General features: G+C 42.5%; 26 protein-coding genes. 11 read left to right on the forward strand and 15 right to left on the reverse strand.

The genetic code is table 11. The features are described from left to right. The first annotated feature begins 84 nt into the window (after positions 1-84). Entirely contained in the window at positions 85-726 is a 642-nt protein-coding gene (gene pyrE / locus DPF90_RS08420; RefSeq protein WP_114785892.1) for an orotate phosphoribosyltransferase, read from the forward strand. Positions 727-798: 72 nt separating this feature from the next. Here pyrE and lpxM read toward each other — a convergent pair whose 3' ends face one another. The 4 genes from lpxM to coaBC all read right to left on the reverse strand — a co-directional run bounded on the left by lpxM (position 799) and on the right by coaBC (position 4,682). Beyond that, positions 799-1,758, reverse strand: a complete 960-nt coding sequence (gene lpxM, locus DPF90_RS08425) for a lauroyl-Kdo(2)-lipid IV(A) myristoyltransferase (RefSeq protein WP_114785893.1) — start codon at positions 1,756-1,758, stop codon at positions 799-801. A 6-nt stretch (positions 1,759-1,764) separates the two neighbouring features. Continuing rightward, positions 1,765-2,715 carry an LpxL/LpxP family Kdo(2)-lipid IV(A) lauroyl/palmitoleoyl acyltransferase gene (lpxL, locus tag DPF90_RS08430; RefSeq protein ID WP_114785894.1) on the reverse strand — a complete coding sequence of 317 codons (951 nt, stop codon included), beginning with the start codon at positions 2,713-2,715 and terminating at the stop codon, positions 1,765-1,767. Between the two features lie 8 nt (positions 2,716-2,723). Further along, positions 2,724-3,314, reverse strand: coding sequence for a nucleoid occlusion factor SlmA (gene slmA, locus DPF90_RS08435; protein ID WP_114785895.1), 591 nt, complete (start codon positions 3,312-3,314; stop codon positions 2,724-2,726). A 162-nt stretch (positions 3,315-3,476) separates the two neighbouring features. After that, positions 3,477-4,682, reverse strand: coding sequence for a bifunctional phosphopantothenoylcysteine decarboxylase/phosphopantothenate--cysteine ligase CoaBC (gene coaBC / locus DPF90_RS08440; RefSeq protein WP_114785896.1), 1,206 nt, complete (start codon positions 4,680-4,682; stop codon positions 3,477-3,479). Positions 4,683-4,905: 223 nt separating this feature from the next. On the opposite strand from coaBC, the gene radC reads away from it, so the two are divergent. The 5 genes from radC (at position 4,906) to mutM (ending at position 7,771) form a co-directional block, all read left to right on the forward strand. Further along, complete coding sequence (gene radC, locus DPF90_RS08445) at positions 4,906-5,571, forward strand: RadC family protein (protein ID WP_114785897.1); 666 nt, start codon at positions 4,906-4,908, stop codon at positions 5,569-5,571. Between the two features lie 276 nt (positions 5,572-5,847). After that, complete coding sequence (gene rpmB, locus DPF90_RS08450) at positions 5,848-6,084, forward strand: 50S ribosomal protein L28 (RefSeq protein WP_006881432.1); 237 nt, start codon at positions 5,848-5,850, stop codon at positions 6,082-6,084. A gap of 13 nt (positions 6,085-6,097) precedes the next feature. Continuing rightward, positions 6,098-6,268 carry a 50S ribosomal protein L33 gene (rpmG, locus tag DPF90_RS08455; protein WP_004410866.1) on the forward strand — a complete coding sequence of 57 codons (171 nt, stop codon included), beginning with the start codon at positions 6,098-6,100 and terminating at the stop codon, positions 6,266-6,268. 178 nt (positions 6,269-6,446) lie between these two features. Then, complete coding sequence (locus DPF90_RS08460) at positions 6,447-6,932, forward strand: hypothetical protein (protein ID WP_114785898.1); 486 nt, start codon at positions 6,447-6,449, stop codon at positions 6,930-6,932. Between the two features lie 32 nt (positions 6,933-6,964). Further along, entirely contained in the window at positions 6,965-7,771 is an 807-nt protein-coding gene (gene mutM, locus DPF90_RS08465) for a bifunctional DNA-formamidopyrimidine glycosylase/DNA-(apurinic or apyrimidinic site) lyase (RefSeq protein ID WP_114785899.1), read from the forward strand. A gap of 24 nt (positions 7,772-7,795) precedes the next feature. Here mutM and coaD read toward each other — a convergent pair whose 3' ends face one another. Next, positions 7,796-8,290 carry a pantetheine-phosphate adenylyltransferase gene (gene coaD, locus DPF90_RS08470; protein ID WP_114786019.1) on the reverse strand — a complete coding sequence of 165 codons (495 nt, stop codon included), beginning with the start codon at positions 8,288-8,290 and terminating at the stop codon, positions 7,796-7,798. 110 nt (positions 8,291-8,400) lie between these two features. Between coaD and DPF90_RS08475 the strand changes: the two genes are divergently transcribed. Continuing rightward, entirely contained in the window at positions 8,401-9,435 is a 1,035-nt protein-coding gene (locus DPF90_RS08475; protein WP_114785900.1) for a glycosyltransferase family 9 protein, read from the forward strand. Positions 9,436-9,483: 48 nt separating this feature from the next. Here the strand turns inward: DPF90_RS08475 and DPF90_RS08480 are convergent, their stop codons facing one another. Continuing rightward, on the reverse strand, positions 9,484-10,269 hold the full coding sequence (locus DPF90_RS08480) for a glycosyltransferase family 2 protein (RefSeq protein ID WP_114785901.1): 786 nt from the start codon (positions 10,267-10,269) through the stop codon (positions 9,484-9,486). Between the two features lie 9 nt (positions 10,270-10,278). After that, positions 10,279-11,361 (reverse strand): glycosyltransferase family 9 protein, encoded by a 1,083-nt coding sequence (locus DPF90_RS08485; protein WP_114785902.1) that lies wholly within the window; start codon positions 11,359-11,361, stop codon positions 10,279-10,281. 136 nt (positions 11,362-11,497) lie between these two features. Between DPF90_RS08485 and DPF90_RS08490 the strand changes: the two genes are divergently transcribed. From DPF90_RS08490 to DPF90_RS08500, 3 genes are all read left to right on the forward strand, one after another. Then, positions 11,498-12,241: a glycosyltransferase family 25 protein gene (locus tag DPF90_RS08490; RefSeq protein ID WP_114785903.1), complete on the forward strand. Its 744-nt coding sequence runs from the start codon at positions 11,498-11,500 to the stop codon at positions 12,239-12,241. 30 nt (positions 12,242-12,271) lie between these two features. Continuing rightward, complete coding sequence (locus DPF90_RS08495) at positions 12,272-12,982, forward strand: 3-deoxy-D-manno-octulosonic acid kinase (RefSeq protein WP_275895326.1); 711 nt, start codon at positions 12,272-12,274, stop codon at positions 12,980-12,982. 91 nt (positions 12,983-13,073) lie between these two features. Further along, on the forward strand, positions 13,074-13,949 hold the full coding sequence (locus tag DPF90_RS08500) for a hypothetical protein (RefSeq protein WP_114785904.1): 876 nt from the start codon (positions 13,074-13,076) through the stop codon (positions 13,947-13,949). 13 nt (positions 13,950-13,962) lie between these two features. On the opposite strand, the gene waaA is transcribed toward DPF90_RS08500, so the two are convergent. From waaA to rfaD, 8 genes are read right to left on the reverse strand one after another with little or no spacing between them, the layout of a single operon-like run. After that, on the reverse strand, positions 13,963-15,222 hold the full coding sequence (waaA, locus tag DPF90_RS08505) for a lipid IV(A) 3-deoxy-D-manno-octulosonic acid transferase (RefSeq protein ID WP_114785905.1): 1,260 nt from the start codon (positions 15,220-15,222) through the stop codon (positions 13,963-13,965). Next, positions 15,219-16,007 carry a glycosyltransferase family 32 protein gene (locus tag DPF90_RS08510; RefSeq protein ID WP_114785906.1) on the reverse strand — a complete coding sequence of 263 codons (789 nt, stop codon included), beginning with the start codon at positions 16,005-16,007 and terminating at the stop codon, positions 15,219-15,221. The genes waaA and DPF90_RS08510 overlap by 4 nt, the downstream gene beginning before the upstream one ends. 38 nt (positions 16,008-16,045) lie before the next feature. Then, on the reverse strand, positions 16,046-17,062 hold the full coding sequence (locus DPF90_RS08515) for a glycosyltransferase family 9 protein (RefSeq protein WP_114785907.1): 1,017 nt from the start codon (positions 17,060-17,062) through the stop codon (positions 16,046-16,048). Further along, complete coding sequence (gene waaF / locus DPF90_RS08520) at positions 17,059-18,096, reverse strand: lipopolysaccharide heptosyltransferase II (RefSeq protein WP_114785908.1); 1,038 nt, start codon at positions 18,094-18,096, stop codon at positions 17,059-17,061. Before waaF ends, DPF90_RS08515 begins: the two co-directional genes overlap by 4 nt. 18 nt (positions 18,097-18,114) lie before the next feature. Next, positions 18,115-18,642 (reverse strand): acyltransferase, encoded by a 528-nt coding sequence (locus DPF90_RS08525; RefSeq protein ID WP_114785909.1) that lies wholly within the window; start codon positions 18,640-18,642, stop codon positions 18,115-18,117. Next, complete coding sequence (locus DPF90_RS08530) at positions 18,617-19,873, reverse strand: O-antigen ligase family protein (RefSeq protein ID WP_114785910.1); 1,257 nt, start codon at positions 19,871-19,873, stop codon at positions 18,617-18,619. Before DPF90_RS08530 ends, DPF90_RS08525 begins: the two co-directional genes overlap by 26 nt. After that, positions 19,842-20,987: a glycosyltransferase family 4 protein gene (locus DPF90_RS08535; RefSeq protein WP_338062871.1), complete on the reverse strand. Its 1,146-nt coding sequence runs from the start codon at positions 20,985-20,987 to the stop codon at positions 19,842-19,844. The genes DPF90_RS08530 and DPF90_RS08535 overlap by 32 nt, the downstream gene beginning before the upstream one ends. A 30-nt stretch (positions 20,988-21,017) precedes the next feature. Continuing rightward, on the reverse strand, positions 21,018-21,956 hold the full coding sequence (rfaD, locus tag DPF90_RS08540) for an ADP-glyceromanno-heptose 6-epimerase (protein WP_114785912.1): 939 nt from the start codon (positions 21,954-21,956) through the stop codon (positions 21,018-21,020). Between the two features lie 275 nt (positions 21,957-22,231). Here rfaD and rfbB point away from each other — a divergent pair, with 275 nt between their 5' ends. Further along, positions 22,232-23,296, forward strand: a complete 1,065-nt coding sequence (gene rfbB / locus DPF90_RS08545; RefSeq protein WP_114785913.1) for a dTDP-glucose 4,6-dehydratase — start codon at positions 22,232-22,234, stop codon at positions 23,294-23,296. Position 23,297: the final 1 nt, after the last annotated feature.

Genomic DNA, 23,297 nt, shown 5'->3' on the forward strand with positions numbered 1-23,297 from the left:
TTTTTTAATAGCTTCCAACCTAGGAAGCTATTTTTTTATCTTTTGGAAGATGGCCTTAGGCATTATTAACTTAGAGAGAGAGCAATGAAAGCATACCAGCGTGAATTTATTGAGTTTGCACTAGAGAAACAAGTACTAAAGTTTGGTGAGTTTACTTTAAAATCCGGTCGTAAGAGCCCTTATTTTTTTAACGCTGGTCTTTTTAATACAGGGCGAGATCTTGCTCGTCTAGGCCGCTTTTATGCTGCCGCGTTGGCAGATTCTGGGATTGAGTTTGATGTGCTGTTTGGCCCTGCCTATAAAGGTATACCAATTGCTACCACAACAGCAGTTGCCTTAGCCGATCATCATAGCCTAGACACACCCTATTGTTTTAATCGTAAAGAAGCAAAGGATCACGGCGAAGGTGGTAACTTAGTTGGCAGCGCACTCGAAGGGCGCATCATGTTGGTGGACGATGTGATCACTGCTGGCACAGCCATTCGCGAATCCATGCAGATTATCCAATCCAATGGCGCTGATTTAGCGGGCGTTTTAGTTGCTATTGACCGTCAGGAAAAAGGTAAGGGGGACTTGTCTGCGATTCAGGAAGTTGAGCGTGATTTTGGCTGTGCGGTGATTTCTATCGTTAGCTTGGGCGACCTGGTTAGCTATTTAGAAGAGCAAGGTGATGCAACAGAGCATCTAGCGGGGGTCAAAGCCTACCGTGCTGAATTCGGCATCTAGATGATAATCTAGCTCAGAAAAAGGTTGACCTATGAGTCAACCTTTTTTGCTTTCCAGTGTGCTTCTCTTGCTTTAGTTATCATAAATCGCGCGGCCATCTCGCTGAGTTTTGAGTAAAGAGAGATTCCACATATATTGTTCAGGGTGAGGTCTTAACAGATCTTCAATGGCTTGATTCATCGCGCGTGCGTCTGACTCTTCATCGCCAGTGGGGAAGTTTTCTAATGCTGGCAGAATATGCACTTCATATTTACCTGTTTTATCGTTATAAGCGGGTAAAACAGGCACGACTTTGGCTTTGGACAAACGAGCCATTTTGCCAAAGCCTTTGAGTGTGGCTTTTTCCGTACCAAAGAAGGGAACGAAAACGGAGTTTTCAGCGCCAAAGTCTTCATCTGGTAACCAGTAACCTAGGTAGCCATCTTTAATCGAGCGTACAAATGGCTTCACTCCTGCATCTCTTGCAAAAATACGCCCACCATATTGCATGCGCTGGACTTGCATTAACCAATCACCGATTGGGTTGCGTTGAGGCTTCATAATGGTAGTGACTTTATAGCCTTTAGCCGCGAGCATAACAGCAGGATAGTCAACCGCCCAGGCGTGGGGAGCCAGAATAATTACCTTTTCCCCGGCATCGAGCAAAGGGAGGATGTTTTCTTCGCCTATCATTATGCCGCGATTTTGGTTGTGCTTGGTTGAGCGAACCAAAAACTCCGAATAGCCTAAAAGATACTGAGCAGCTTTTACAAAGGTCTCTTCTAATATCTGCTGACGCTCTGATTCGGATTTTTCAGGAAAGCAATACGCCAAGTTCACGCGGGCGCGGCGCACAACTCGGCCATTTTTTCTTACAATAAACACTGACAACTTACGAGCCAAAGTGTCACGCCAACGAAATGGAATAAAGGCGACAAGAGCCGCAAAGGCTATACCTAACCATGTTCCCCAATGTTTAGGGTGCAAAAAAGCCCATTCAAACTTTGGGCTATGCAGATGTTTTTCGATGCTATTTTTATCTGGGTTGCTCATTGAAACTTATTGATATCTTGAATTAGTGAGTGAGTGATCTGGTAAAGATTTAAAGCGTTTATGTAACCACATCCATTGCTCTGGCGCGCGCATGATAATTTCTTCGACAAATTTATTCATATAGGCAGCGGCGGCATTTTCATCTTTGTGCGGAAAGTCTTGTTCAATCGACTTATCCGCAATGATCTCGTATTTGCCTTGCGAGTTGCGAAAGCCTGAACCGGGCACAATAGCGCTCTTACTGGTTGAGGCAAGAATCCGCGTTCCCGTTGTCGTACAGGCTTCTTTAACCGCAAAAAATGGTACAAATACGGATTTGTTGTGCCCATAGTCTTGGTCTGGTAGGTAGAAAAGCCTATGGCCTTGGCGTAGTACGCGTACCATTTGTTTTAAATCACGGCGATAAATCAACCGATTACCGTTGCGAGTACGGCCTCTGTATTGGATGAACTCATAGGCAGGGTTACTGTGTGGCCTGTAAGCACCGTACCCAGGAAGGCCCAATACCGCAAAGGCTCGGGCGGTGATTTCAAGGTTGAGCGCGTGCACGCAGCAAAGCAGCACACCTTTTCCTACGTCTTGGTGTTTTTGCAATTCATCAATATCTTTGGCAATCAGAATACGTTTAAAGCGCCATGTTGGCCAAAACCAAGTAATACCGGTTTCAATCAGAGCCATACCAGTATTTTTAAAGTTTTCCTCTACCATGTCGTCAATCTCTTGCGCTGACATGCTAGGGAAGGCTAGCTCAAGATTACGCTTAGCAATCTTTGCTCGTGACTTACCTACTTTGATGCCCAGAGAGCCAATCCCTCGTCCAACCTTGAGAAGTACAGCGTAGGGAAGTATGTTCACAATAAGGGCGAGAAAACCAAATCCTAGCCATACGCCCCAGTATTTGGGATGAAGTAAGCCTGCAGAAAACTCTGGTTTATCAAGGGTATTTTTTTTGCTCATGTTACAAACTACTTAATTTGTGCGCTCAGTAAAGCCCAATATTGTTCGAAATTGGCTGTTGGCTGATATTTAAAATCACTGCGGACAAAGCGATTTAAGCTACCTTCTACTTGGCCTAGCAATTGTGCCGCTAGGGTTAGTTCATCGACAGGAAACGCTTTCCCTTCTCTTAATTGACGCTCACGCAGAATTTGGCGAATTGAAGTTTCGATACGTTCAAATAGCTGATTAATGCGTTCACGCAGGCGCTCATTTTCAAACATCAGAGCATGACCGGATAAAATTCGCGTCAAGCCAGGGTTACGTTCGGCAAAGGCTAACACTAACTGAAGCACGAGGCGAATGCGCGTTAATGTGTCTTTTTCCTCATCGAGAATACGATTGATGCGTGACATCAGAGACTCTTCAATAAACTCGATTAGGCCCTCGAACATGCGTGCTTTGCTTGGAAAGTGGCGATATAAGGCTGCCTCAGAAACACCAACGTGCTTTGCAAGCTTAGCGGTTGTGATTCGGGAAGCTCCATCGTGAGATTCCAGCATCTGTGCCAGTGCTTGTAGTATTTCTTCCCGGCGGTTGCTTTTTTTTGTTCCGGCCATGAATGAGTTCCTTTTTTGTCTCCACTGTTAATGCCAATAAACACAGGCATTCGCCCAGACTAGCAAACTAGGGTGAGCGGAATAGACAACGTTCTGAATATAAGGTTAGGGTCTGCTTATTTTTCTGAGTAAGCGTATACGACTAGGTTGCAGTCCCGTGATTTAGCTACTTATTTTTTCTGCAATACACATGAGTATTTGCTGCGCAATTTTTTGCTTTGATGCAAGGGTAAGTGACTGCTCACCCTCTTTCCAGTATAGAGTAACTGCATTGTTGTTGCTGTTAAAGCCTTGCCCCTCTATTGAGACATCATTGGCACAAATCATATCTAAATTTTTATTAGTGAGCTTACTGCGTGCGTAGTGAGCGACTTCCTGCGTTTCTGCAGCAAAACCTACCGTGTATGGCCGAGCGTCGGTCATGTTGGCAACAGAAGCCACAATATCCGGATTTTTGACCATAGTGATGGTCATATGCTCGTTGCTGTCTTTTTTCTTAATTTTTTGCTCGGCGATCGATTCAGGGCGATAGTCAGCTACAGCAGCGCAACTGATAAAAATATCATGAGAAGGGGCATATTGCATAACGGTATTGTGCATTTCTAGGGCGCTTGCTACATCAATTCTGTTTGCGCCTACAGGTGTGTCTAGTGAAACTGGGCCTGAAACTAAGTTTGTTGAGGCGCCCAATTGCACGGCAGCTTGTGCCAGTGCAAACCCCATTTTGCCTGAGCTGTGATTAGAAATGTAACGGACAGGGTCAATCGATTCTCGAGTTGGTCCTGCGGTAATGAGTACAGACAACCCTTTAAGTGGCTTGTCTGCCCAAAATTGCTCACATTCCTCGACTAACTGCATCGGCTCGAGCATGCGGCCTGGGCCAATGTCACCGCAAGCTTGCTCACCAGAGGCGGGTCCCCAAATATGCATGCCTCGTCTTTGCAGTGTGGCGATGTTTTCTTGGGTTGCCTGATTGCGATACATTTGTTGATTCATGGCAGGGGAGACAGCAATAGGGGCGTCGCTTGCTAACACCAGCGTGGTAAGCAGGTCATTTCCCATACCTGATGCAACGCGAGCGATGAGATCTGCCGTGGCTGGTGCGAGCAGTATCAAGTCAGCCCATTTCGCCAATTCAATATGGCCCATTGACGCCTCTGCCGCAGGATCAAGAAGGCTATCGGAGACAGGTTTTCCTGACACGGCTTGCATGGTTAAGGGGGTAATAAATTCTTTTGCGGCTCTGGTCATTACAACTTGTACTTCTGCGCCTCTTTCGATTAAGCGTCGAGTCAAATCTGCACATTTATAAGCAGCTATACCACCACCGATACCAAGTAGGATCTTTTTGCCTGCGAGTGTTTGCATTATGTCATCCTTAAAAAATTCTGTGGCAAGATTACCATGCAGCAGTTTGAGACTCTAGAAATGGTGTCGTAAGTTTTACATCCCACCATGCTTTGGCTGCTTATTTATATACCTATTATTTACTCAAAATCTTTCACTTGCTCTAAGACAACGTTGATTTGTGTGATTCAGTGCATAGCTGTGATTATGCTAGTGTGGCGTTGTTCAAATTTAAGGTTTCGTTATGTTTTTGCCTTCTGAGTCCATGCCAAGGGAAAAGTTGATTGCGCGAGGAGCACAATCCCTGACTGACGCTGAGTTGTTGGCAATCTTTTTGCGTACAGGCACTAAAGATATGAATGTTTTGCAATTGGCGGACAAGCTACTCAAAGAGATGGGTTCGCTGCGCGGTTTGTTCTCGGCTGATAGAGTAGAACTATGCCAATACAAGGGCTTGGGAGAGGCAAAATACGTTCAATTACAGGCAGCATTAGAAATGACGCAACGTTACCTCCATGAGGCTTTGGTTCGCGGAGAAGCGTTAACCAGTCCAGAACAAACCAAGTTGTATTTAGTAAGCAGGCTGCGCGATAGAACCCGTGAAGCTTTCTATGTCTTGTTTTTGGATAATCAACACAGGGTGATTAAAGGAGAGGTTTTATTTGAAGGGACTATAGATAGCGCCTCAGTTTATCCAAGAGAAGTGGTTAAACGTGCGCTTGATCACAATGCTGCTGCATTGATACTGGCTCACAATCATCCTTCTGGTGTTGCAGAGCCAAGTCAGGCTGACCGTCGAATTACCCGTCGTATTGGAGATGCACTGGCTTTAGTTGATATTCGTGTGCTTGATCATTTTGTGGTTGGCGACGGAGAGGTGGTTTCCTTTGCAGAGCGTGGATGGATTTAAATCACATTACTGGTTGTGAGTTGCGTGAATTCTGCTACAATCCCCCGACATTTTTTGAACTATTATCAGCTCTGCCTAAAAAAGATCACGAAAACCTTGAAAAAGGATCTGTTCGGGTCTTGAGCAATGCTAGTCAAGTTAGTATAATGCGCGGCCTTTGATAGCCTTGTATGGGTTTCCATAACGGTATAAGACCTCTAAATTCTTCTATGAGAAATAGAGAGGTTCGGCCACCAAGGTTGATATCGAGCTGAAACGATTTTGGAGAAGACATTCATGTCACGAGTATGCCAAGTAACTGGTAAGCGTCCAGTAACGGGTAACAACCGTTCACACGCACGTAATGCTACTAAGCGTCGTTTTCTGCCGAACCTACAAACTCATCGTTTCTGGGTAGAGAGCGAAAAACGTTTTGTTAAACTACGTCTATCTGCTAAAGGTATGCGTATCATCGACAAGAAGGGCATTGATGCTGTTCTTGCTGACATTCGCGCAAACGGCGAAAACGTTTAAGAGGAAATAGGCAATGGCAAAGAAAGGCGTACGTGAGAAAATCCGTCTAGTATCTTCTGCAGGTACTGGTCACTTCTACACTACTGATAAGAACAAGCGTAATATGCCAGGCAAATTTGAGATCAAAAAGTTTGATCCAGTTGTTCGCCAGCACGTTATGTACAAAGAAGCGAAAATCAAGTAATTGATTTTTCTTCTCAGCTTCTTTAACGGAAGTTCATACTAGAAACCCAGCATATTTGCTGGGTTTTTTGTTTTTCTATCAATATACTCTGGCCTGCGCAGTGTGTTTGATCTTCGTTTCCCTCCATTCTGTTTTCTGCTACCTTTTATTACAGTCACTTAAATGGAAAACTCAACTCATGCGTGTTTCTACATCCAGGCGTCGCCGCTGGAATAACATCATGATTCTAGGCATTATTGCCTTTATTATGATCCTTAACCTGCCAACGGTTATTAAGACTTATCTTATAGAAGATGACTCGGCAGTGGTGAGTGGTGATTACCCCTATTTACTCAATCCATCATCTAAGTTGCGGGCCTTGCATTTCTCTAACTGGTCGTTAGAGTTCCAAGATGGCCAGTGGAGTATGACTAGGCAAGGTAGCGTATCTGCCGCTGAGTTAGCCAAGCGCTGGGGGAGTTTGGTGGGTACTAGAGTCGACGGTCAGACATTTGACAGCCTCAAACCTCAACTCAGCTCACCCAGCACTATAGAAGTTTGGTATCAAGATCAGGAAGAGCCACAAAGGATCACTTTCTATCAAGCCCCGAAATTTTGGCTGTTAAAAAACTGGCAAGATCAATGGATCGCGATTTCAGTTGAACCTGAATATTTGTTACCTTAACCAACCTTATCCAATCTGGAATAAAGAGCACAATGCCTGAGTTACCTGAAGTTGAAGTGAGTCGTCTGGGCATCACACCCCATCTCATCGGACAAACAGTAGCCAAACTGACCTTTCGCACACCCAAATTACGTTGGGATATTCCAAAGGCACTAAAAAATATCGAAGGCCAAGTAATACGTAATATTTCTCGCCGAGCTAAATATTTGCTGATTGAAACCAATGCGGGCAGTGCCATTGTCCATTTGGGGATGTCTGGATCGCTGCGTGTGTTAGACGCAGAAATCGCACCAAGTAAGCACGATCACGTAGATTTGAAGCTCACTAATGGCAAAGTGCTGCGCTATAACGACCCAAGACGCTTTGGTGCTTGGCTGTGGACAGAAAATGGAGAGCACCAAGTGCTGGATCGCATGGGGCCAGAGCCACTAACCAATGAGTTCGATGCAGCTTATATTGCAGCCAAAGCTGTCAATAAGCGAGTGGCCGTAAAACAGTTCATCATGGACAACAAGATAGTGGTCGGTGTGGGTAACATATACGCGAATGAATCCTTGTTTAGCGCTAAAATTCATCCAACTCGATCTGCCGGATCATTAACCGATAATGAATGGCTAAGTTTAGTCAAAGAAATTAAGCAAGTTCTTGATACCGCGATTAAACAAGGTGGGACCACGCTTAAGGATTTTGCTCAAGCCGATGGTAAGCCTGGATACTTTGCCCAAGAGTTGCAAGTATATGGCCGTGCGGGCGAGCACTGTCCGAGTTGCGCTGAGGCCATCCAAGAGCAGAAAATTGGTCAACGTAACACATTTTTCTGTGATGCCTGCCAGCACTGATCTCAGCGGCGATGGCCGCTGAATTTATACGTGCGCCTTACTTTTGAGGGCTTTTGCGACTATCTCAGGGACAAAGTTAGTCACATCACCACCGTGAATTGCGACTTCTCGGACTATGGTAGAGGAGATAAACGCATGCTCTTCTGCTGGTGTTAGAAAGACGCTTTCAAGTCCAGGCATTAATCTGCGATACATATTGGTTAAACCAAATTCGTACTCAAAGTCGACAGTGGTGCGCAACCCACGTATCAGCACGTTGGCATTTTCTTGCTTAGCAAAGTCGACCATCAAACCGGCAAAACCTTTTGAGCTGACATTATCCAAATGTTCGGTAACTTGCTGAGTAAAAGCAACGCGCTCTTCAAGTGTAAACATGGTGTTTTTACTTGGGCTGGCAGCGACGGCTATGGTGACTTGGTCAAACATATCCGCCGCCCTTTCTATCAAATCTAAGTGGCCGTTGGTTATAGGATCAAAGGTTCCTGGGTATATTACTCTTGAGAGACGCTTTTTACTCACTGTTAAGTACTCGATGGATTTATTTATCTTGCTTAATGGTAACAAAAAGGCTCACATTTACCCAACTTAGCCGTTATCATTGAGACAAAAGATCGAGCGCTGGAAATGTAATGAAAAAAATACTGGTTGTCCGAAACGATAAAATTGGCGACTTTATGCTGGCTTGGCCAAGTTTTGCCATGCTCAAAAACTCTCTACCTCATTGTCAGATCACGGCGCTAGTTCCCAACTATACAGTGGCTCTTGCCAAAATTTGCCCTTGGATTGATGAGGTTCTGGTTGATCCGACAAGCAAAGGCTCCAAGCAATCCCAGTCAGCTTTGGTCGAAATACTAAAGTCGGAACACTTTGATGCTTCGATCAATCTATTTTCTACAACCTACAATGCTAAATTAGTCTGGAAAGCAAAGATTCCGTATCGTTTGGCACCTGCTACCAAGCTAGCACAAATCTTTTATAACAAGCGTATAAAACAGAAACGCTCGCAATCGGCCAAACCTGAATATGAATACAATCTTGATTTAGTGAGGGCTTTTCTCACCGATCTTGGTAAAGACATAGTTGAACCTAAGGCGCCTTATTTATCTTTTTCATCCCAAGATATTGATAGTCAGAAGCGAAAACTCGCGCAGCAACTTGGTCTTAGTATACATAAACCTTGGTTTTTTGTTCATGCAGGCAGTGGCGGCTCTGCAAACAACCTTTCCCTTACGCAATACACCCAGTTCATTTGCAGCTTGTCAGGAGAGTTTGAGGTAGTGTTAACCGCAGGTCCTGGCGAAGAGCAAAAAGCGGCAGAGCTTAATAGCCTAGTGCAGCAGCAGGGCAGAAGCTGTGTGGTGTATGACAAGAATCAAGGCTTAATCGATTTTGCTCTTGCCATTGCGTGCGCTGACTTGTTTATCGCGGGTTCTACAGGGCCACTGCATATTGCCGCGGCTATTGATGTGCCAACGGTGGGTTTTTTCCCTAGCAAGCGCTCGGCGACGCCTTTGCGTTGGCAGCCTATTAATTCTGTCAATAATCACATTGCTTTTTGTCCGCCGCAAGCAGATGATAGAGCCAGTCAGGAAGATATGGCTAGAATTGATATCAGCGCGGTTGCTAAAGACCTACAGCCATGGTTAAACAGTAAGGTTAAATAAAGGGCCAAAGGCGCCTGTTATTGCCTTTGGCTGCCAAGCAAGATGCACTTAAAACGTGTTTGGCATCTTGTCTGTTTCGCTTCTAATCCAGAGATCGGCATATTTAACAAAGGTCGAGTGTGCTGATAGCAAAGAAAGCAGCAAGCCTTGTTTACCGTCAAGAAATCCTGCTTTTAGTACATACATTTTCAAAAAGCAGCCAAGAGCATGCAATATACCTTGTGAAATGCTGCTCTTTTTACCTTTTTTCTCTCTCTGCTCGGCCCATGCTTTGGCATAACCTGCCGATTTGACTAGGTAATGGTTCATATCATTGTATGTGAAGTGAATCAGGTCGCCTTTGAGTGTTTCCACCTTCATTGATTTGGATACTTCGACTTTTTCATGCACCAGCGCATCATTGTAGCGTGTGAGCTTGGTTGGGTATAAACGCAAAACCTTGTCTGGATACCAGCCACAGTGGCGAACATAACGGCCGAACACCCAACTGAGCCGTGCGGTTTGGTAGATGGTGTCTGGTTGGTTAGCACTTACTGCCGATATTATGCTGTTTTTGAGTTCTGGCGTGACGCGCTCATCGGCATCAAGCCACAGGACGTAATCAGATTCTATATGGGATTGTGCTAATTGGCGCTGCGGCCCAAAACCTGGCCAATCGGCATTAACAAAAAATTTATCGGTGAAGCTGCGGGCGATAGCTTCAGTATTATCTGTGCTACCAGAGTCTAGCACCACGATTTCGTCAACCCAGCTATGTACGGTTTCAAGGCAGGCTTTTAGGTGCTGGGCTTCATTTTTTACGATCAAGGCGACCGCAATACTTGGTTTATTCATACGGACACCTTATTGGTTTATGTGTTGGAGCGATTCGTTAGTCAGGTTGAGCTCGTTAGTGACATTATCAAACATGGCAATGACCTGTTGTGGCTTGATGCGTTGCATCGCTGTTTTATCTTTCACGCGAGCTCTCCAGCTTAGCTGGGTTGCAGATTTTCCTGTCTCAGCCAAGATGGCTTCTTCATAAGCTGAAACTACATACTGACGATATTGATAAGGCCCAGTTCGCTCTGGGTTATGGTGAGCATAGAGTCCTATAACTGGGGTATTCACGGCATTGGCCATATGCGCAGGCCCAGTGTCAGGAGCAATAACTAAATCAGCGTAGTCAATCAGAGCAAGCATTTGTTTGAGTGAGCTTTGGCCCACTTGATTATTGAGCTTAGACTTTGTTTTACTCTCAATTTCAGCGGCTAAATCCACTTCTATTCGGGCCGGGCTTCCTGCCAAGATGATTTGCCAGCCTTGCAGAACAACATGCTCGATTAAAGCTAAGTAGCCTTGTAGCGTCCAGTTTTTATATGCTTTGCTTGCTGCAGGAACCAGAACTAGGTTTCTTTTTTCAGTTGAAAGCTGGTCTCTTGCCCACTTTTTATCTTGGTCAGAATAATCGAGCGACCAAGAGGGTGTCATATCACGAATTCCCAGCGTATGACCAAATGCCAGCAAGCCATCGAGTACATGCATCGAATCTGGGGAAGGCACTTTGACGTTAGTAAACCAGGTTTGCAAATCTTGACTTCTTCGCCTGTCAAAGCCGAGTTTATACGTGGCGTTAATACCTAAAGTGGCAAGACTGGCTCTAAAGGCATATTGCATGTGCAAGAGGGCGTCAAACCTACGTCCTTGCAATGCTCGCCATAGTTTTTGATATCCTTGCCAACCGCCCTTTTTATCAAATACGATAACTTCTATATCTTTTATTCCTTCAAGTAGCTTGGCTTCAAGTTGACCTGTAATCCAAACAATGTGAGTGTTGGGCCACTGCCTCTGAATCGCCTGCACTGCGGATACGGTGTTACACACATCACCAATGGCAGATAAACGCAGAATGCAGAGAGAATCGGGCGGAGATAGAAAAAGAGCCATATCAGATGGTGTGTGGTGAAAGATGATCGAAATTATGCAGATGAGTAGATGAAATGTAAATTATTTCCGTGCTGCTTGGCAGCTTTTGTGGTATCTGAATTGCCTATCTAAAATAAATTAGAAATAAAGCATTGATATGAAAGTTTTTGTAATAAATCTACCGTCATCGTTAGAGCGTAGGGAAAAAATTTCTCAATCTTTAAATGAGATAGGAATAGAGTTTGAACTGTTTACAGCTATTGATGGGCATCAAGGGTTACCACCGGAACTCGTTAACTTACCAGATGACAAACACAGAATTTTTTTTAGAAGTAGGCCTTTATCTCCTGGTGAAAAAGGATGTTATGCTAGTCACTACAGACTTTGGCAAAAATGTCTTGAAATAGACGAACCTATTCTGATATTAGAAGATGATGGTATACCAACTGAAAACTTTAGTGAAGTATTGACCCGTCTTCCAGAGCTACACCAAAAAGGCTACGAGTACCTTAGAGTTGAAAAACAAGAACGAGGCTGTAAGCAAATTGATACCCATGGTGATTTCAATATTGTACTTTGGGCAGATAATCGTTCGGGTGCTCGTGGTTATAGCATAAGTCCTAGTGGTGCTAAAAGACTGCTTAAGTACAGTAATAGATGGGTATGTGCGGTGGATAACTACATAGGCGAGTCCTACCGGACAGGGCTAATATGTGCTGGTGTTCAACCCTATGCTATTCGAGATGATGGAGCAGATCAGGTAAGTACAATTCGACGATGCAATGATAAATCTCTAGTACCTCTATATTTTAAGTTGCTACGTGAGCTCTATCGTTTCTATCGATTTAGTAGAATGACGTTAAATTTTCTTCAATATAAGAGCAATGAAAAATTTCAATAAAGTAAAAATATTTGATGCCTGAGGTATAGTTTGTATAAAAAGCTATCAATTAACAATGAAATGATTTGGTATGACCCCGACCTCCTTGTTGAAGATCCTGCAGATGTTTTTGAGCATAACTTCTGGAAGGTCAACAATAATATTGTCGGTAAAGCGCATGGTCGAGGCACCACTTGGTTTGTGCAAACACGTTCGGTACAAGCAGCCTTAAGACACTACCGTCGAGGAGGCTTGGTTGGGAAATTAATTGCTGATAGTTACTGGTTTTCTGGTTGGGAAAAAACACGTAGTTATCAAGAATATGCTCTGCTCACTAGCTTGCGCAAAGAAGGTATAAATGTACCCAAACCTCTGGCTGCTAGAGCCATTCGTAAAGGATTAATATATAAAGCAGATCTTCTGACTGAGAAAATACCAAATGCCCGGGATTTGATTTCTATCTTGACTGAAGGCTCTTTAGCCACAACTATGTATCAAAAGATAGGCCAGGAAATAGGCAAGATGCATCATGCCCAAGTTAACCATACTGACCTCAATATTCACAATATCTTGATAGATGATAATGACAAAGTGTGGTTGATTGACTTTGATAAATGTTTTCAACAGACAGGCGATAGTTGGAAGCAGGGTAATCTTGATAGACTTAAGCGATCGTTTGAAAAGGAAGTGGCTCGCCATCAAATCCATTGGCATGATGCAGAGTTAAAAGTGTTATTGGAAGGGTACAAGAATGCGACTTAATGTTACCCAAAGAGGTTAGGTTAGAGTATCATTTCGACAAAAATATATTACTAGCGCCTTTTTTGTCCCCCCATTTTTAGACGAATAACTTATGAAAAAAACGCCCGTAGAGTTTATTTTTCTCGCATTTGGAGAAAAAACACAGTATCACAGCCAGCTAGTATACTCGATGACGAGTATAGCGGCACATATGCCTACTGATAGAGATTATAATTTTACCATTGTTACTGATAGAGCTGAATTTTATCAGTGGCTAGGTGATAGGTTTAATGTGGTTGGAGTTGACAGTAATACACTACAGCACTGGCGTGGTGATGTTGATTTCTTTTGGAGGATTAAAATCAAGGCAATATTATCCATTGCTGAGAGTAAACCTGAATGTCATTGTGTGTATCTGGATACTGATACCATTGCCGATAAGTCGCTTGATAAGATGATGGAAGCGCTCGATAGTGGCAATAACCTAATGCATATCCGAGAATTTGATTTTCATGCTCCGTTAGGGCGAACCGGAAAAAAAATGCAAAGCCATGGTATAGGTAAGAGCTATGGCGAATTTGATATGACGCTTGATAGTGCCATGTGGAATGCTGGTGTTGTTGCAATATCTAAGCTAAGGGAACCATCGAATGTATTATCATCAGCTTTGGTGGCGTGTGATGCCATGTGTAAAGATGGAATGGAGCGTAGGCTCGTTGAGCAGTTTTCCTTGTCGCTTGCGCTCCAATCAACCTCAATTTGTGAAGCAAAACATTGGATACGGCACTATTGGGGTAATAAGCCTCAGTGGGATGCATTGATCTCTTCTTTCTTCGCTAAAGTGCTACTTCAGGGGAAAAATTTCGATCAAGCTGTAGAGATGTTTAAAGCTCAGCAGCATGATGTAGCAGATGTCATAAAAGATACTAAGGTGCAGAAGTTCAGAAATAGTGTTGTAAAACGTTATAAACGATTGACTGGTGCTTAATGAACCCACCCAACTAACTTATGTACGCTAGGGTTCGCGCAACTGCGCCACTGTTTAACTCGACAAACTTCTTACTAGCTTCACCAGTTGCTTTTAAGTAGATTTGATCATTTAGTGCTTCATTAATTGCAGCTGCTATTTCTGCTGAGTTGCTGACCACTTTGCATCCACCCGTTTTGATAAGGGAGTTGGTCACATCTTGAAAATTATAATAACTTGGGCCTGTCAGGGTCGGAAGCCCAAGCGCTGCAGGCTCAAGTAGATTGTGACCTCCTACTTTCTTTCCTAAAAGGCTTCCACCCATAAAACAAATATCAGCAGCGCCCAAGAGTAGCATCATTTCACCCATAGAGTCACCCACATATACCTGAGTGCTCAAGGATACTTTTTCTCCGCTGCTGCGAGTAATTGTGGTGAATTTTTCAGCACAAAGTGTGGTTACATCGATAAACCGTTCGGGGTGTCTCGGTACCACTATTAGTAGTGCGTCTGAGTGGGATTCTAATATTGTAGAGTGGGCTGATAGTAGTAACTCGTCTTCACCAGCGTGGGTGCTTGCTGCTATCCAAATCGGCCTAGGCCCGCCTAAAGTATTCCGAAGTTTATTGCTAGCTAATATACTCTCATTAGTGATGGTGATATCAAACTTTATTGATCCGGTAATCAGTACGTTGGCAGTTGGAACTCCCAGTTTGATAAATCGCTCTGCGTCATCTTCAAATTGACATAAAACTCGAGATAGTTTTTGAGCCATTGAGCTAAAGATAGGAAGAACTCTCTTGTAACCAAGGTAGGACTTTTCTGAGAGCCTTGCATTAAGTACAGTAATTGGTATTCCTGCCTGGTGGGTATAGTGGATTAAGTTCGGCCACAGTTCTGTCTCGACAATTAAAAGCTTTTTGGGATTGAACGTCTTTAAAAAGCCTTTTATTGCAAAGGGAAAATCAACAGGAGCGTATCTGTGTTCTACCAACTCGGATAGGCTTTCAGCTTGTTTAGCACCGGTTGGGGTTGTAGTCGTGAGGAGTATAGTTTGTTTGGGATTTTGCCTCTTAAACTCGCGTATAAACTGTGTGACAGCGATTGTTTCACCAACTGAGGCTGCGTGAATCCACACAGGCTCATTACCATGACTTAATTTGGCAGAGTATCCAAAGTGTTCTTTCCACCTCTTTCCAACAGTTGGTTTTCCTGGCTTTGTTCGAAATAATCCATACAACAAAAAAGGGGCAGCTAAACTGAGTAAAACAGTGTATAGAATTCGAATGATCATTTCTTTTTAACAAGTTCGTTGATATTTATGTGGGTCCATTTACCGCGTGGCTTATCGATATATTGAAAGTGTTCGTTAGTAAAAGAGCCTTGGATGCAGACATACTTTCTGTCTTTTGAGTTAATATCTTCTCTGTCAATTAGTAGGCTGTGTAACACGGTTGGGCCTGTGCAATGATAAACGCCCATCGACGGTTCATAATGATTTACATTATAAACAACTTGCTCAATCGCTCGTGCTAGGTCTGGGTTGTTGGGTACAGAAGCAATAAAATAGTTAGTAAATCGGGTATTTTTATCGATCTTTACATACAAAGAGTCGTACTTATTGCCAAGAAGTTTATCCAAAGACCAAACAAGAGTTGCATCAATATCCATGTAAACACCTCCCTTATGGTTTAGGACAAACAAGCGCCATAAATCTGCTTGAGCTGCTCCATCAGTGAGTCTAGAGTATGCATCGTATACTTCTTCAGATGCATGCTTTTTTAAATACTCTCCACGAGCTTCGGTACTCACATAGTTGTAATTACAGTTCAAACTGAGCAAACGATTGAAAAGATAATTGAGGTAAACAGGGAGCGATACCTGATTAGTGAAATTGGTTTGCCAGATTTGACGAGGAATTTTTTTAGCCCTCGATAGCTTTACCTTTGCAGCAGAGTGTTCAGGGATAGTAAAGCGTTTATTTGGCATTAGATAATGAAACGTGTATGACAATATTTTAAAAATATTGCCAGTTAAGCGAATCAGACGATTCGCAATTAAGGTTGATAGGTTGCTCATTTTTATAATTCCCAATGTATCAACAGAGCAAGCTTGGATTAGTTTTGCAGTGATTGCTTAATCGCCAATGTAATCTGCTCGGTTGAAGGTATATCTCCATTAGAGTTCATAACGATAGTATGACGCTCATACAGAGGAGTGTACCTGAATGGCACGGTCACATAGAATATGCCGACAGTTGGAGTGTGAGTTGAGATAGCAACATTTCGTACTCCTGTGTCAGGTGCCACCATTAATGTTGCCTTTGCTGTTAACTCAATAAGCTCTTCAAGTGGTAAGCAAGCTTGAATTTTAAAGTTGGGATATTCGAGAAGCTTTTTGAAAAAATCTCCTTTTTCAAAGTCGTTTTTCCCTTCGAGATACACATGGATATGGTTGGGATTTTCATGAATTGCTCTCTCAAGTACAGCATACATCTGTTCTTTGGACAAAATTTTTCTTAGCTGAGATGCACCGTTAAAATAAAGAACAAATGGATTTTGAGTATCTTTGAGAGCTCGGTGTTCAGGGTAACCAAAATCTAGAGGGTGTTGCGGTGAATGACCAAGTAGTTTGAGCATATCTAGCATGCACTCAACTTCTGGTTGAAAATCGGAGCGAAATACGGCCATATTAAATAAGGTACCACATAAATAGGGCTTGTATGGGAAGCCCATTTTTATTTTTGCTTTACTAAGAGCCACCATCCAATGAGAGCGATTTGTACTGGCTAAATCAAAAATAATATCTTGCTCGCCTAACTGCCTAATGTTGTCAATCTTGTCTTTAAATGAGGTTTGCGATCTTTTGTCTCTTCCTGGCATAACCAGTGTTTTGTCTACCAAGTCGTTTGGCATGCCATAGGTATAGTTAGATACTCCTACCAGGGTTATTTCGGCATTGGGGAAAAACTTACGCGCTTCAATTAAAAAAGGACGAACAATGACCTGATCGCCAAGAGCAGCATGGCGGATAACCGCTATTTTGGTGATTTTTTCGGGAGAGAATGCGGTTTCGATATAATGGCGGGCTTTTTTGGAAGCGTATGCGCCTCGTTCAAACCAAAGATGCTTCATAGGGTGTTACTCAAAAATCGTTTTAGTTTAGAAATGACTTGCTCAGGTGTGAGCTTGTTTAGACAGTCTTGATGGCCCAGCGGACACTCGCGTTTGAAACACGGCCTACACTCGATATCAGTATGTACCATTTCTAATTCTGTTGTCAGAGGTGGTGTGTATTTCGGTGAACTGGAGCCATATATAGCTATAATGTTACAGCCTACAGCTGCAGATACGTGCATGAGTCCTGAATCATTAGAAACTACGGTATGACAAGCAGCAAGTAAATCAACGGCTTCTATTAGTGATGTTTCACCTGCTAAATCAAAGCAGTATTGCTGCTCTTCTGCTGTGAGAGCTGATCTGATTGCTTGTGTGACTAGCTTGTCCTTTTCAGAACCAAATAGCCAAATTTGCTGACCTTGACCAATAAGATATTTTGCCAGGGTAGCATAGTGTTTGTCCGGCCAGCGTTTCGCTGGTCCAAATTCGGCTCCAGGGCAGAGTCCTATAATTGGGCGAGACCTATCTAGACCTAATCTTAGTAAAGCAGAACGTTGGTTGTTACTGTCGACAAGTAGTTTCGGCTTGGGACTGCTGTGTAAAGATACTTGAGTTTGCATCTCGGCTTTGCTGTAAGCCAAGGCGACATACCTTTCTACCATGTACTGAAAAACACGTTTATCTGGGCGAAGGTCTGTCAAAAGACCATAGCGGAGCTCACCTTTCCAACCTATCCGGTTAGGGATCTTTGCAAACCAAGGAATTAAGGCAGATTTAGCTGAGTTCGGTAACACATAAGCATGAGTGTAGTTGTTTTTGCACAACAATCGTCCGAGTGCACGCCTACCTAAAATGTTTAACTCACCGTGTCCAATGGGCATTTCAATTGCTTGGTTGACTTCTGGCATGCGCTGCAAAATTGGTTTGCACCAAGCAGGGGCAAGGACATCAATCTCGCTTTCTGGGTAATTTGCTTTCAAAGTAGTATACAAGCTTTGCGACATAACCATATCGCCTACCCAAGATGGGCCAATGATGAGGGCTTTCATATAGGGAATACGAGTCAATCAGTAAGTAAGTTCATTTCGCCATGATACTTCATTGTGCACTACTTTGGCAGGGTTGCCGACAGCGATAACATCAGAGCCTATGGATTTAGTTACCGTTGAATTTATCCCAACAACAGAGTGCTCTCCAATATTAACGCCTTTTAATATGGTGACGTTGTCTGCAAGCCAGACACCACTAATTCTCTGGCCACCTCGAATTATATCATGGCCATCGCTTGTCATTATCTTCACATTTCGAGAGAGCATGCTTCCCTCTCCGATGATAAGTTCAGTATTGCTTTCTCGTGAAGATATATAAGAATTGTGGCCAATCACAGTGCTATCACCAATAAGCAAGGTGCAGCTGTTTCCATCAAGTTCAAGCTCACAGTTCCTTAATCTAACATTGGCTCCAATATGTAATTTATTATTTTTTCCTTTTATTACTATTTTACATCCTCTTAGCTTAGCTGTTGGGTCAATAGAGATGGAGTGAGTTCCTCTGATTTTGAATCTATTTCTAACCCTGAGAGCTAATCTGACCATTGCCCGCCTCTTTATGATTTTTAATTTCTTGTTGTGTTACAGCAAAGAATAAAGCTAGCATAAAGCCATAGAATGTGCTGATAAGGTTTTGTTGTAAGGGGACCTCAGTTAGGCAACATATAGAAATCGCCATTACGAAAAATACACCCACGTACGCAGCGTTGGATCGATTCCTGTGTCGGAAAAAATAAACAAATGGAATAAGAAGCATACAGGTTAGTGCAATAAGCCCGAGGATACCTCCTGATGCCAACTGTTCAAAGTATTGACTGTGGGCATGCCCCCTTTGAACGGTTGTAGTCCATGTATTGACTACCTGCTTTGCTTCTAACTCTTTATTGAGTTCATCACGTTGAGAATACGTTAGGCCAATCCAAGGGTTGGCTTTAAAAGCTTCAGTTGCTGCTTTCCAGAGCATTAACCGCCCCCCTGATGATTCAGCTGCTGTTATATTTCCTCTGATAATGTTTTCAGCCTCTTGTACTGAAAATTCGACTCTTTCTTTGAAAGAGTCGACATTATTATATATTGTCATAATGACACCTATTGATAATAATGCTATCGCTAGTACTGTTTTGATACCAACCCTCTTATATTCAAGAGCGATAAAGGTGAGCAGTGCTATAGGAATTATTATTATTGCCCCTCGCGTCAATGACATAAAAGTTGCTGAAGATGCAAGAGCAAAGCTTATTAGTAGGAAAAAGCGATGCATTCCAAACTTTATAAGGAAAAGAGATAGAACTGATAGAGCGCAAGCCAAGTATCCAAAATTTATGCTAAATAAAAAACCATCAACTCGTAACATTCCTTTTATACCAAACTGGTAATAGGCGATAATAAATGCACCTAGAGAACCAAAAATAGTGCCAAAAATTAATGGCTTATGATAAACCTTATGTGTGGCTACTAAATATTTAAGGTAAAAATATATAGGGATACATAATATAATTCGCGACGCGCCTTTGAAATATCTAAAATTCCACTCATCAATGATAAATAGTGGGATGTTTGATAAAAAATAAGCACTCAAACATATAATGACAAGTACATCTCCTCTATCCCATGTTATAGAGTTTTTTGCTTTTATAGTAGAATATAATGATACTAATAATAATATGCTAACAACAGCAACAGAGAAGTTTTTAGTTATTAGTAGTAAACTTAAAACTAAGAATACAGACAAAGCTGCTAGTTTTTCATTGTTTACTTTGAAATTTTGTAAGTTCATATGCTTCGGTGTAATGAGTTTCTAAGTTGGTAATGTGTTTATCCATAGAAAACAGCTCGAGAGCTCTTTGATATGCGAGAGTGGATTTTGTTTGTATTAACTCTGATGATGTCAGGTATTGTTCAATTTTTTGTGAGATATTATTGGGGTCAAAAGGATCACAAAGTAATGCTGCGTTACCTAAGACCTCTGGTAGAGAACCTGTGTTTGCACCGACAATGGCCTTTTTTGCCGCCATAGCTTCAATGGCAGTAAGGCCAAAAGCTTCGTTATGGTTCGGTAAGCATACGATATCCATAACACTAAGCATACGCACAGCATCTGTTCTAAATCCAGCTAGGTGGACACGGTTATTGAGATTAAGTTCTTTAATTCTCTTTTTGATAGATGCAACAAAGTCGTTTTCAGAGCCTTCAGATACATTCATTCCACCAACGAGCAAAAGGTGGCTATTGGAAAAAAGAGTGCTGATCTTAGAAAACGCCTCAAGCAGTTCAGCTTGCCCTTTACCTGCGCAAATTCTACCCACATTACCAATTACAACACTATCCTCGGGAATGTTAAGTTCATTCTTTATCTCGGAAATATCAAATGTGGATAGTAATGACTGCAACGGTACATCGGTGCCTAACCACAGTTGGTTTATCTTATTAGCCTCAACAGGCAGAGCTTTTAGGTTGCGACGATACGTTTCGTTACTGATTGAGAAAACTCGGTATAAGTGAGAATAAACCCACTGATGAAAGATGTCTTTTTTCGGTTTGGTCACTCCCATGTGTTCAGTGAAAAAAGAGTATCGTTTGGAGAGCAAATCTAGTAATGCAGAGATAAGTACATCTCCAGATTTATGACTATGTATTATACGAACGTCCCGCTCTTTGAGCCAACGGCTCAAGAGAAGGAATTGATTTGAAAATAGAGACTTTTTGCTATTAATCTCAAAGGTTTCAATGCCACTCTCCTGCATGCCTTTGGCTACTCTGGTCCCTTTGATACACAAACCATATACTCGATAACCACGTTTTAAAAACTCTGAGCCTATCCTTATTGGATACATCTCAAGCCCCCCCCAACCTTGGGAAAGGCAAATATGTAGAATTGAAGATTTGCTCACAATTAAGTTACCGTCCTTAATAAAAGGATATCAGTTTATCAGGGACATGTACTCAGCAACACCTTCTGCCACTGTTTTGAAAGTATGTTTACAGCCAGCTAAACGGAGTTTAGTCAAATTGGCTTCAGTATATTCTTGATATGCACCTTTTAAGTGCTCGGGAAACGGGATAGTTTCAATAGTGCCTTGTCCGTGGTACTTGATTACTGCTTTGGCGACTTCCTCAAAAGACTCAGCGTTACCAGAGCCTAAATTGAAAATGCCTGAAACACCACTTGTCATAAACCAAAGGTTAACTGCTGCAACGTCACCTACATAAACGAAATCACGTTTGAATTTTTCGCTACCTGCAAACAATTTCGGATTTTCACCAGCGTTCATTTGATTATTTAAGTGGAAGGCCACTGAAGCCATGGAGCCTTTATGTTGTTCACGAGGGCCATAAACGTTGAAGTAGCGAAAGCCTGTGACTTGGGATAGCTTCTCTCCGTGCTTTTCCGCATCTCGCCAAATGCGACGAACATAATTATCAAATAGCTGTTTAGAATAGCCATAGACGTTAAGCGCCCCTTCATATTCTTTTTCTTCAATGAATTTATCGGTTTCACCGTAGGTGGCCGCAGAAGAAGCGTATAGAAAGGGGATTTCACGCTCAAGGCAATAGTGGAGCAGCTCTTTTGAATATTCATAGTTGTTGAGCATCATGTATTTGCCATCCCACTCTGTAGTTGCAGAGCATGCGCCTTCGTGGAAAATAGCTTCGATGGTGTCGAAGTCATCACCAGCCATGACTTGAGCTAGGAAATCATCACGGTCCATGTAATCGGCGATATCAAGGTCGACTATGTTTTGAAACTTTTTTCCGTCTTTTAAGTTGTCGACAACTAAGATATCGTTAATACCTTTGCCATTAAGTGCTTTTACTATGTTGCTGCCAATCATGCCAGCTCCGCCGGTTACAATTATCATTGATAATCCCTTTTAACAAAAACCGTCGGGAGTATAACACGCTTCGACTCATGTTTAATAGAAAGTCATTTATCTTGCTATGGAAAACTAGTGTAGACATAAATTGTGTACGGAAGTGCGTGTGTGGGGGGGGATAACAAAGATCGCTTCTAAATAGCCTTTCATGTATTATTCGCTTTAAAATTTTATGCAAAATAATACCAACCAGAAAGTAAATGGTGCTTTCGGTGTGACGAGATTAGTTTGATAGGCTAGAAAATCTGGGGATAAGACAAATGAAAATCTTGGTAACAGGAGGTGCGGGGTTTATTGGTTCAGCTGTTATTCGCTACATCATTGAAGATACTAATGACGAAGTAGTTAATTTAGACAAATTAACATATGCGGGCAACTTGGAGTCCCTTTCTAAAGTCTCCGATCATTCGCGTTATAGGTTCGAACATGCGGATATATGTGATAAGAAAGAGGTTCTACGAATATTTGAGAAACATCAGCCCGACGCAGTCATGCATTTAGCTGCCGAATCGCATGTAGACAGATCTATTGATGGTCCTGCTGTTTTTATAGAGACAAATATCCTTGGTACATACACTTTGCTAGAGGCTGCCCGTAAATATTGGAGTGGCTTAGAATCAAAACGAAAGTCGTCTTTTCGTTTTCATCATATCTCGACCGACGAAGTATACGGGGACCTCGATCATAGCAGTGAATGTTTTACGGAAGAAACGTGCTACGAACCTTCTAGTCCTTACTCTGCATCCAAAGCTTCGAGCGATCATTTGGTGCGGGCGTGGATGCGAACTTTTGATCTACCAACGCTAGTCACTAACTGTTCGAACAATTATGGTCCTTACCACTTCCCAGAGAAGCTAATTCCTCTTGTGATTCTTAATTCTCTGGCTGGTAAGCCCTTACCTCTATATGGAGATGGGATGCAAGTTCGAGATTGGCTATTTGTTGAAGACCATGCCCGAGCATTATACAAGGTTATAACAGAAGGTATTGTTGGAGAAACCTACAATATTGGTGGGCACAATGAGAAAACCAACTTAGAGGTGGTTAAAACAATTTGTGCAATCCTCGAAGATCTGGTCCCTAATAAGCCTAAAGGTATACATTCCTATAACGAATTAATTACCTTTGTAAGGGATCGTCCAGGCCATGATTCTAGGTATGCTATTGATGCCAGTAAAATAGAACGTGAACTTGGGTGGCGTCCCCAAGAGACTTTTGAGTCAGGTATCAGAAAAACAATAGAGTGGTACCTCAACAATAAGATATGGTGGACGAAAGTTCTCGATGAAACCTACAACCTTGAACGTTTAGGATATGGAGAATAGA

The sequence above is a fragment of the Vibrio tetraodonis genome, assembly GCF_003350295.1.
Lineage (GTDB): Bacteria > Pseudomonadota > Gammaproteobacteria > Enterobacterales > Vibrionaceae > Vibrio > Vibrio tetraodonis.

Bases quoted from the DNA above. Each gene is read 5' to 3' on its own strand.
- pyrE (WP_114785892.1), top strand. From the start codon at position 85: ATGAAAGCATACCAGCGTGAATTTATTGAGTTTGCACTAGAGAAACAA.
- lpxM (WP_114785893.1), bottom strand. From the start codon at position 1,758: ATGAGCAACCCAGATAAAAATAGCATCGAAAAACATCTGCATAGCCCA.
- lpxL (WP_114785894.1), bottom strand. From the start codon at position 2,715: ATGAGCAAAAAAAATACCCTTGATAAACCAGAGTTTTCTGCAGGCTTA.
- slmA (WP_114785895.1), bottom strand. From the start codon at position 3,314: ATGGCCGGAACAAAAAAAAGCAACCGCCGGGAAGAAATACTACAAGCA.
- coaBC (WP_114785896.1), bottom strand. From the start codon at position 4,682: ATGCAAACACTCGCAGGCAAAAAGATCCTACTTGGTATCGGTGGTGGT.
- radC (WP_114785897.1), top strand. From the start codon at position 4,906: ATGTTTTTGCCTTCTGAGTCCATGCCAAGGGAAAAGTTGATTGCGCGA.
- rpmB (WP_006881432.1), top strand. From the start codon at position 5,848: ATGTCACGAGTATGCCAAGTAACTGGTAAGCGTCCAGTAACGGGTAAC.
- rpmG (WP_004410866.1), top strand. From the start codon at position 6,098: ATGGCAAAGAAAGGCGTACGTGAGAAAATCCGTCTAGTATCTTCTGCA.
- DPF90_RS08460 (WP_114785898.1), top strand. From the start codon at position 6,447: ATGCGTGTTTCTACATCCAGGCGTCGCCGCTGGAATAACATCATGATT.
- mutM (WP_114785899.1), top strand. From the start codon at position 6,965: ATGCCTGAGTTACCTGAAGTTGAAGTGAGTCGTCTGGGCATCACACCC.
- DPF90_RS08475 (WP_114785900.1), top strand. From the start codon at position 8,401: ATGAAAAAAATACTGGTTGTCCGAAACGATAAAATTGGCGACTTTATG.
- DPF90_RS08480 (WP_114785901.1), bottom strand. From the start codon at position 10,269: ATGAATAAACCAAGTATTGCGGTCGCCTTGATCGTAAAAAATGAAGCC.
- DPF90_RS08485 (WP_114785902.1), bottom strand. From the start codon at position 11,361: ATGGCTCTTTTTCTATCTCCGCCCGATTCTCTCTGCATTCTGCGTTTA.
- DPF90_RS08490 (WP_114785903.1), top strand. From the start codon at position 11,498: ATGAAAGTTTTTGTAATAAATCTACCGTCATCGTTAGAGCGTAGGGAA.
- DPF90_RS08500 (WP_114785904.1), top strand. From the start codon at position 13,074: ATGAAAAAAACGCCCGTAGAGTTTATTTTTCTCGCATTTGGAGAAAAA.
- waaA (WP_114785905.1), bottom strand. From the start codon at position 15,222: ATGATCATTCGAATTCTATACACTGTTTTACTCAGTTTAGCTGCCCCT.
- DPF90_RS08510 (WP_114785906.1), bottom strand. From the start codon at position 16,007: ATGAGCAACCTATCAACCTTAATTGCGAATCGTCTGATTCGCTTAACT.
- DPF90_RS08515 (WP_114785907.1), bottom strand. From the start codon at position 17,062: ATGAAGCATCTTTGGTTTGAACGAGGCGCATACGCTTCCAAAAAAGCC.
- waaF (WP_114785908.1), bottom strand. From the start codon at position 18,096: ATGAAAGCCCTCATCATTGGCCCATCTTGGGTAGGCGATATGGTTATG.
- DPF90_RS08525 (WP_114785909.1), bottom strand. From the start codon at position 18,642: ATGGTCAGATTAGCTCTCAGGGTTAGAAATAGATTCAAAATCAGAGGA.
- DPF90_RS08530 (WP_114785910.1), bottom strand. From the start codon at position 19,873: ATGAACTTACAAAATTTCAAAGTAAACAATGAAAAACTAGCAGCTTTG.
- rfaD (WP_114785912.1), bottom strand. From the start codon at position 21,956: ATGATAATTGTAACCGGCGGAGCTGGCATGATTGGCAGCAACATAGTA.
- rfbB (WP_114785913.1), top strand. From the start codon at position 22,232: ATGAAAATCTTGGTAACAGGAGGTGCGGGGTTTATTGGTTCAGCTGTT.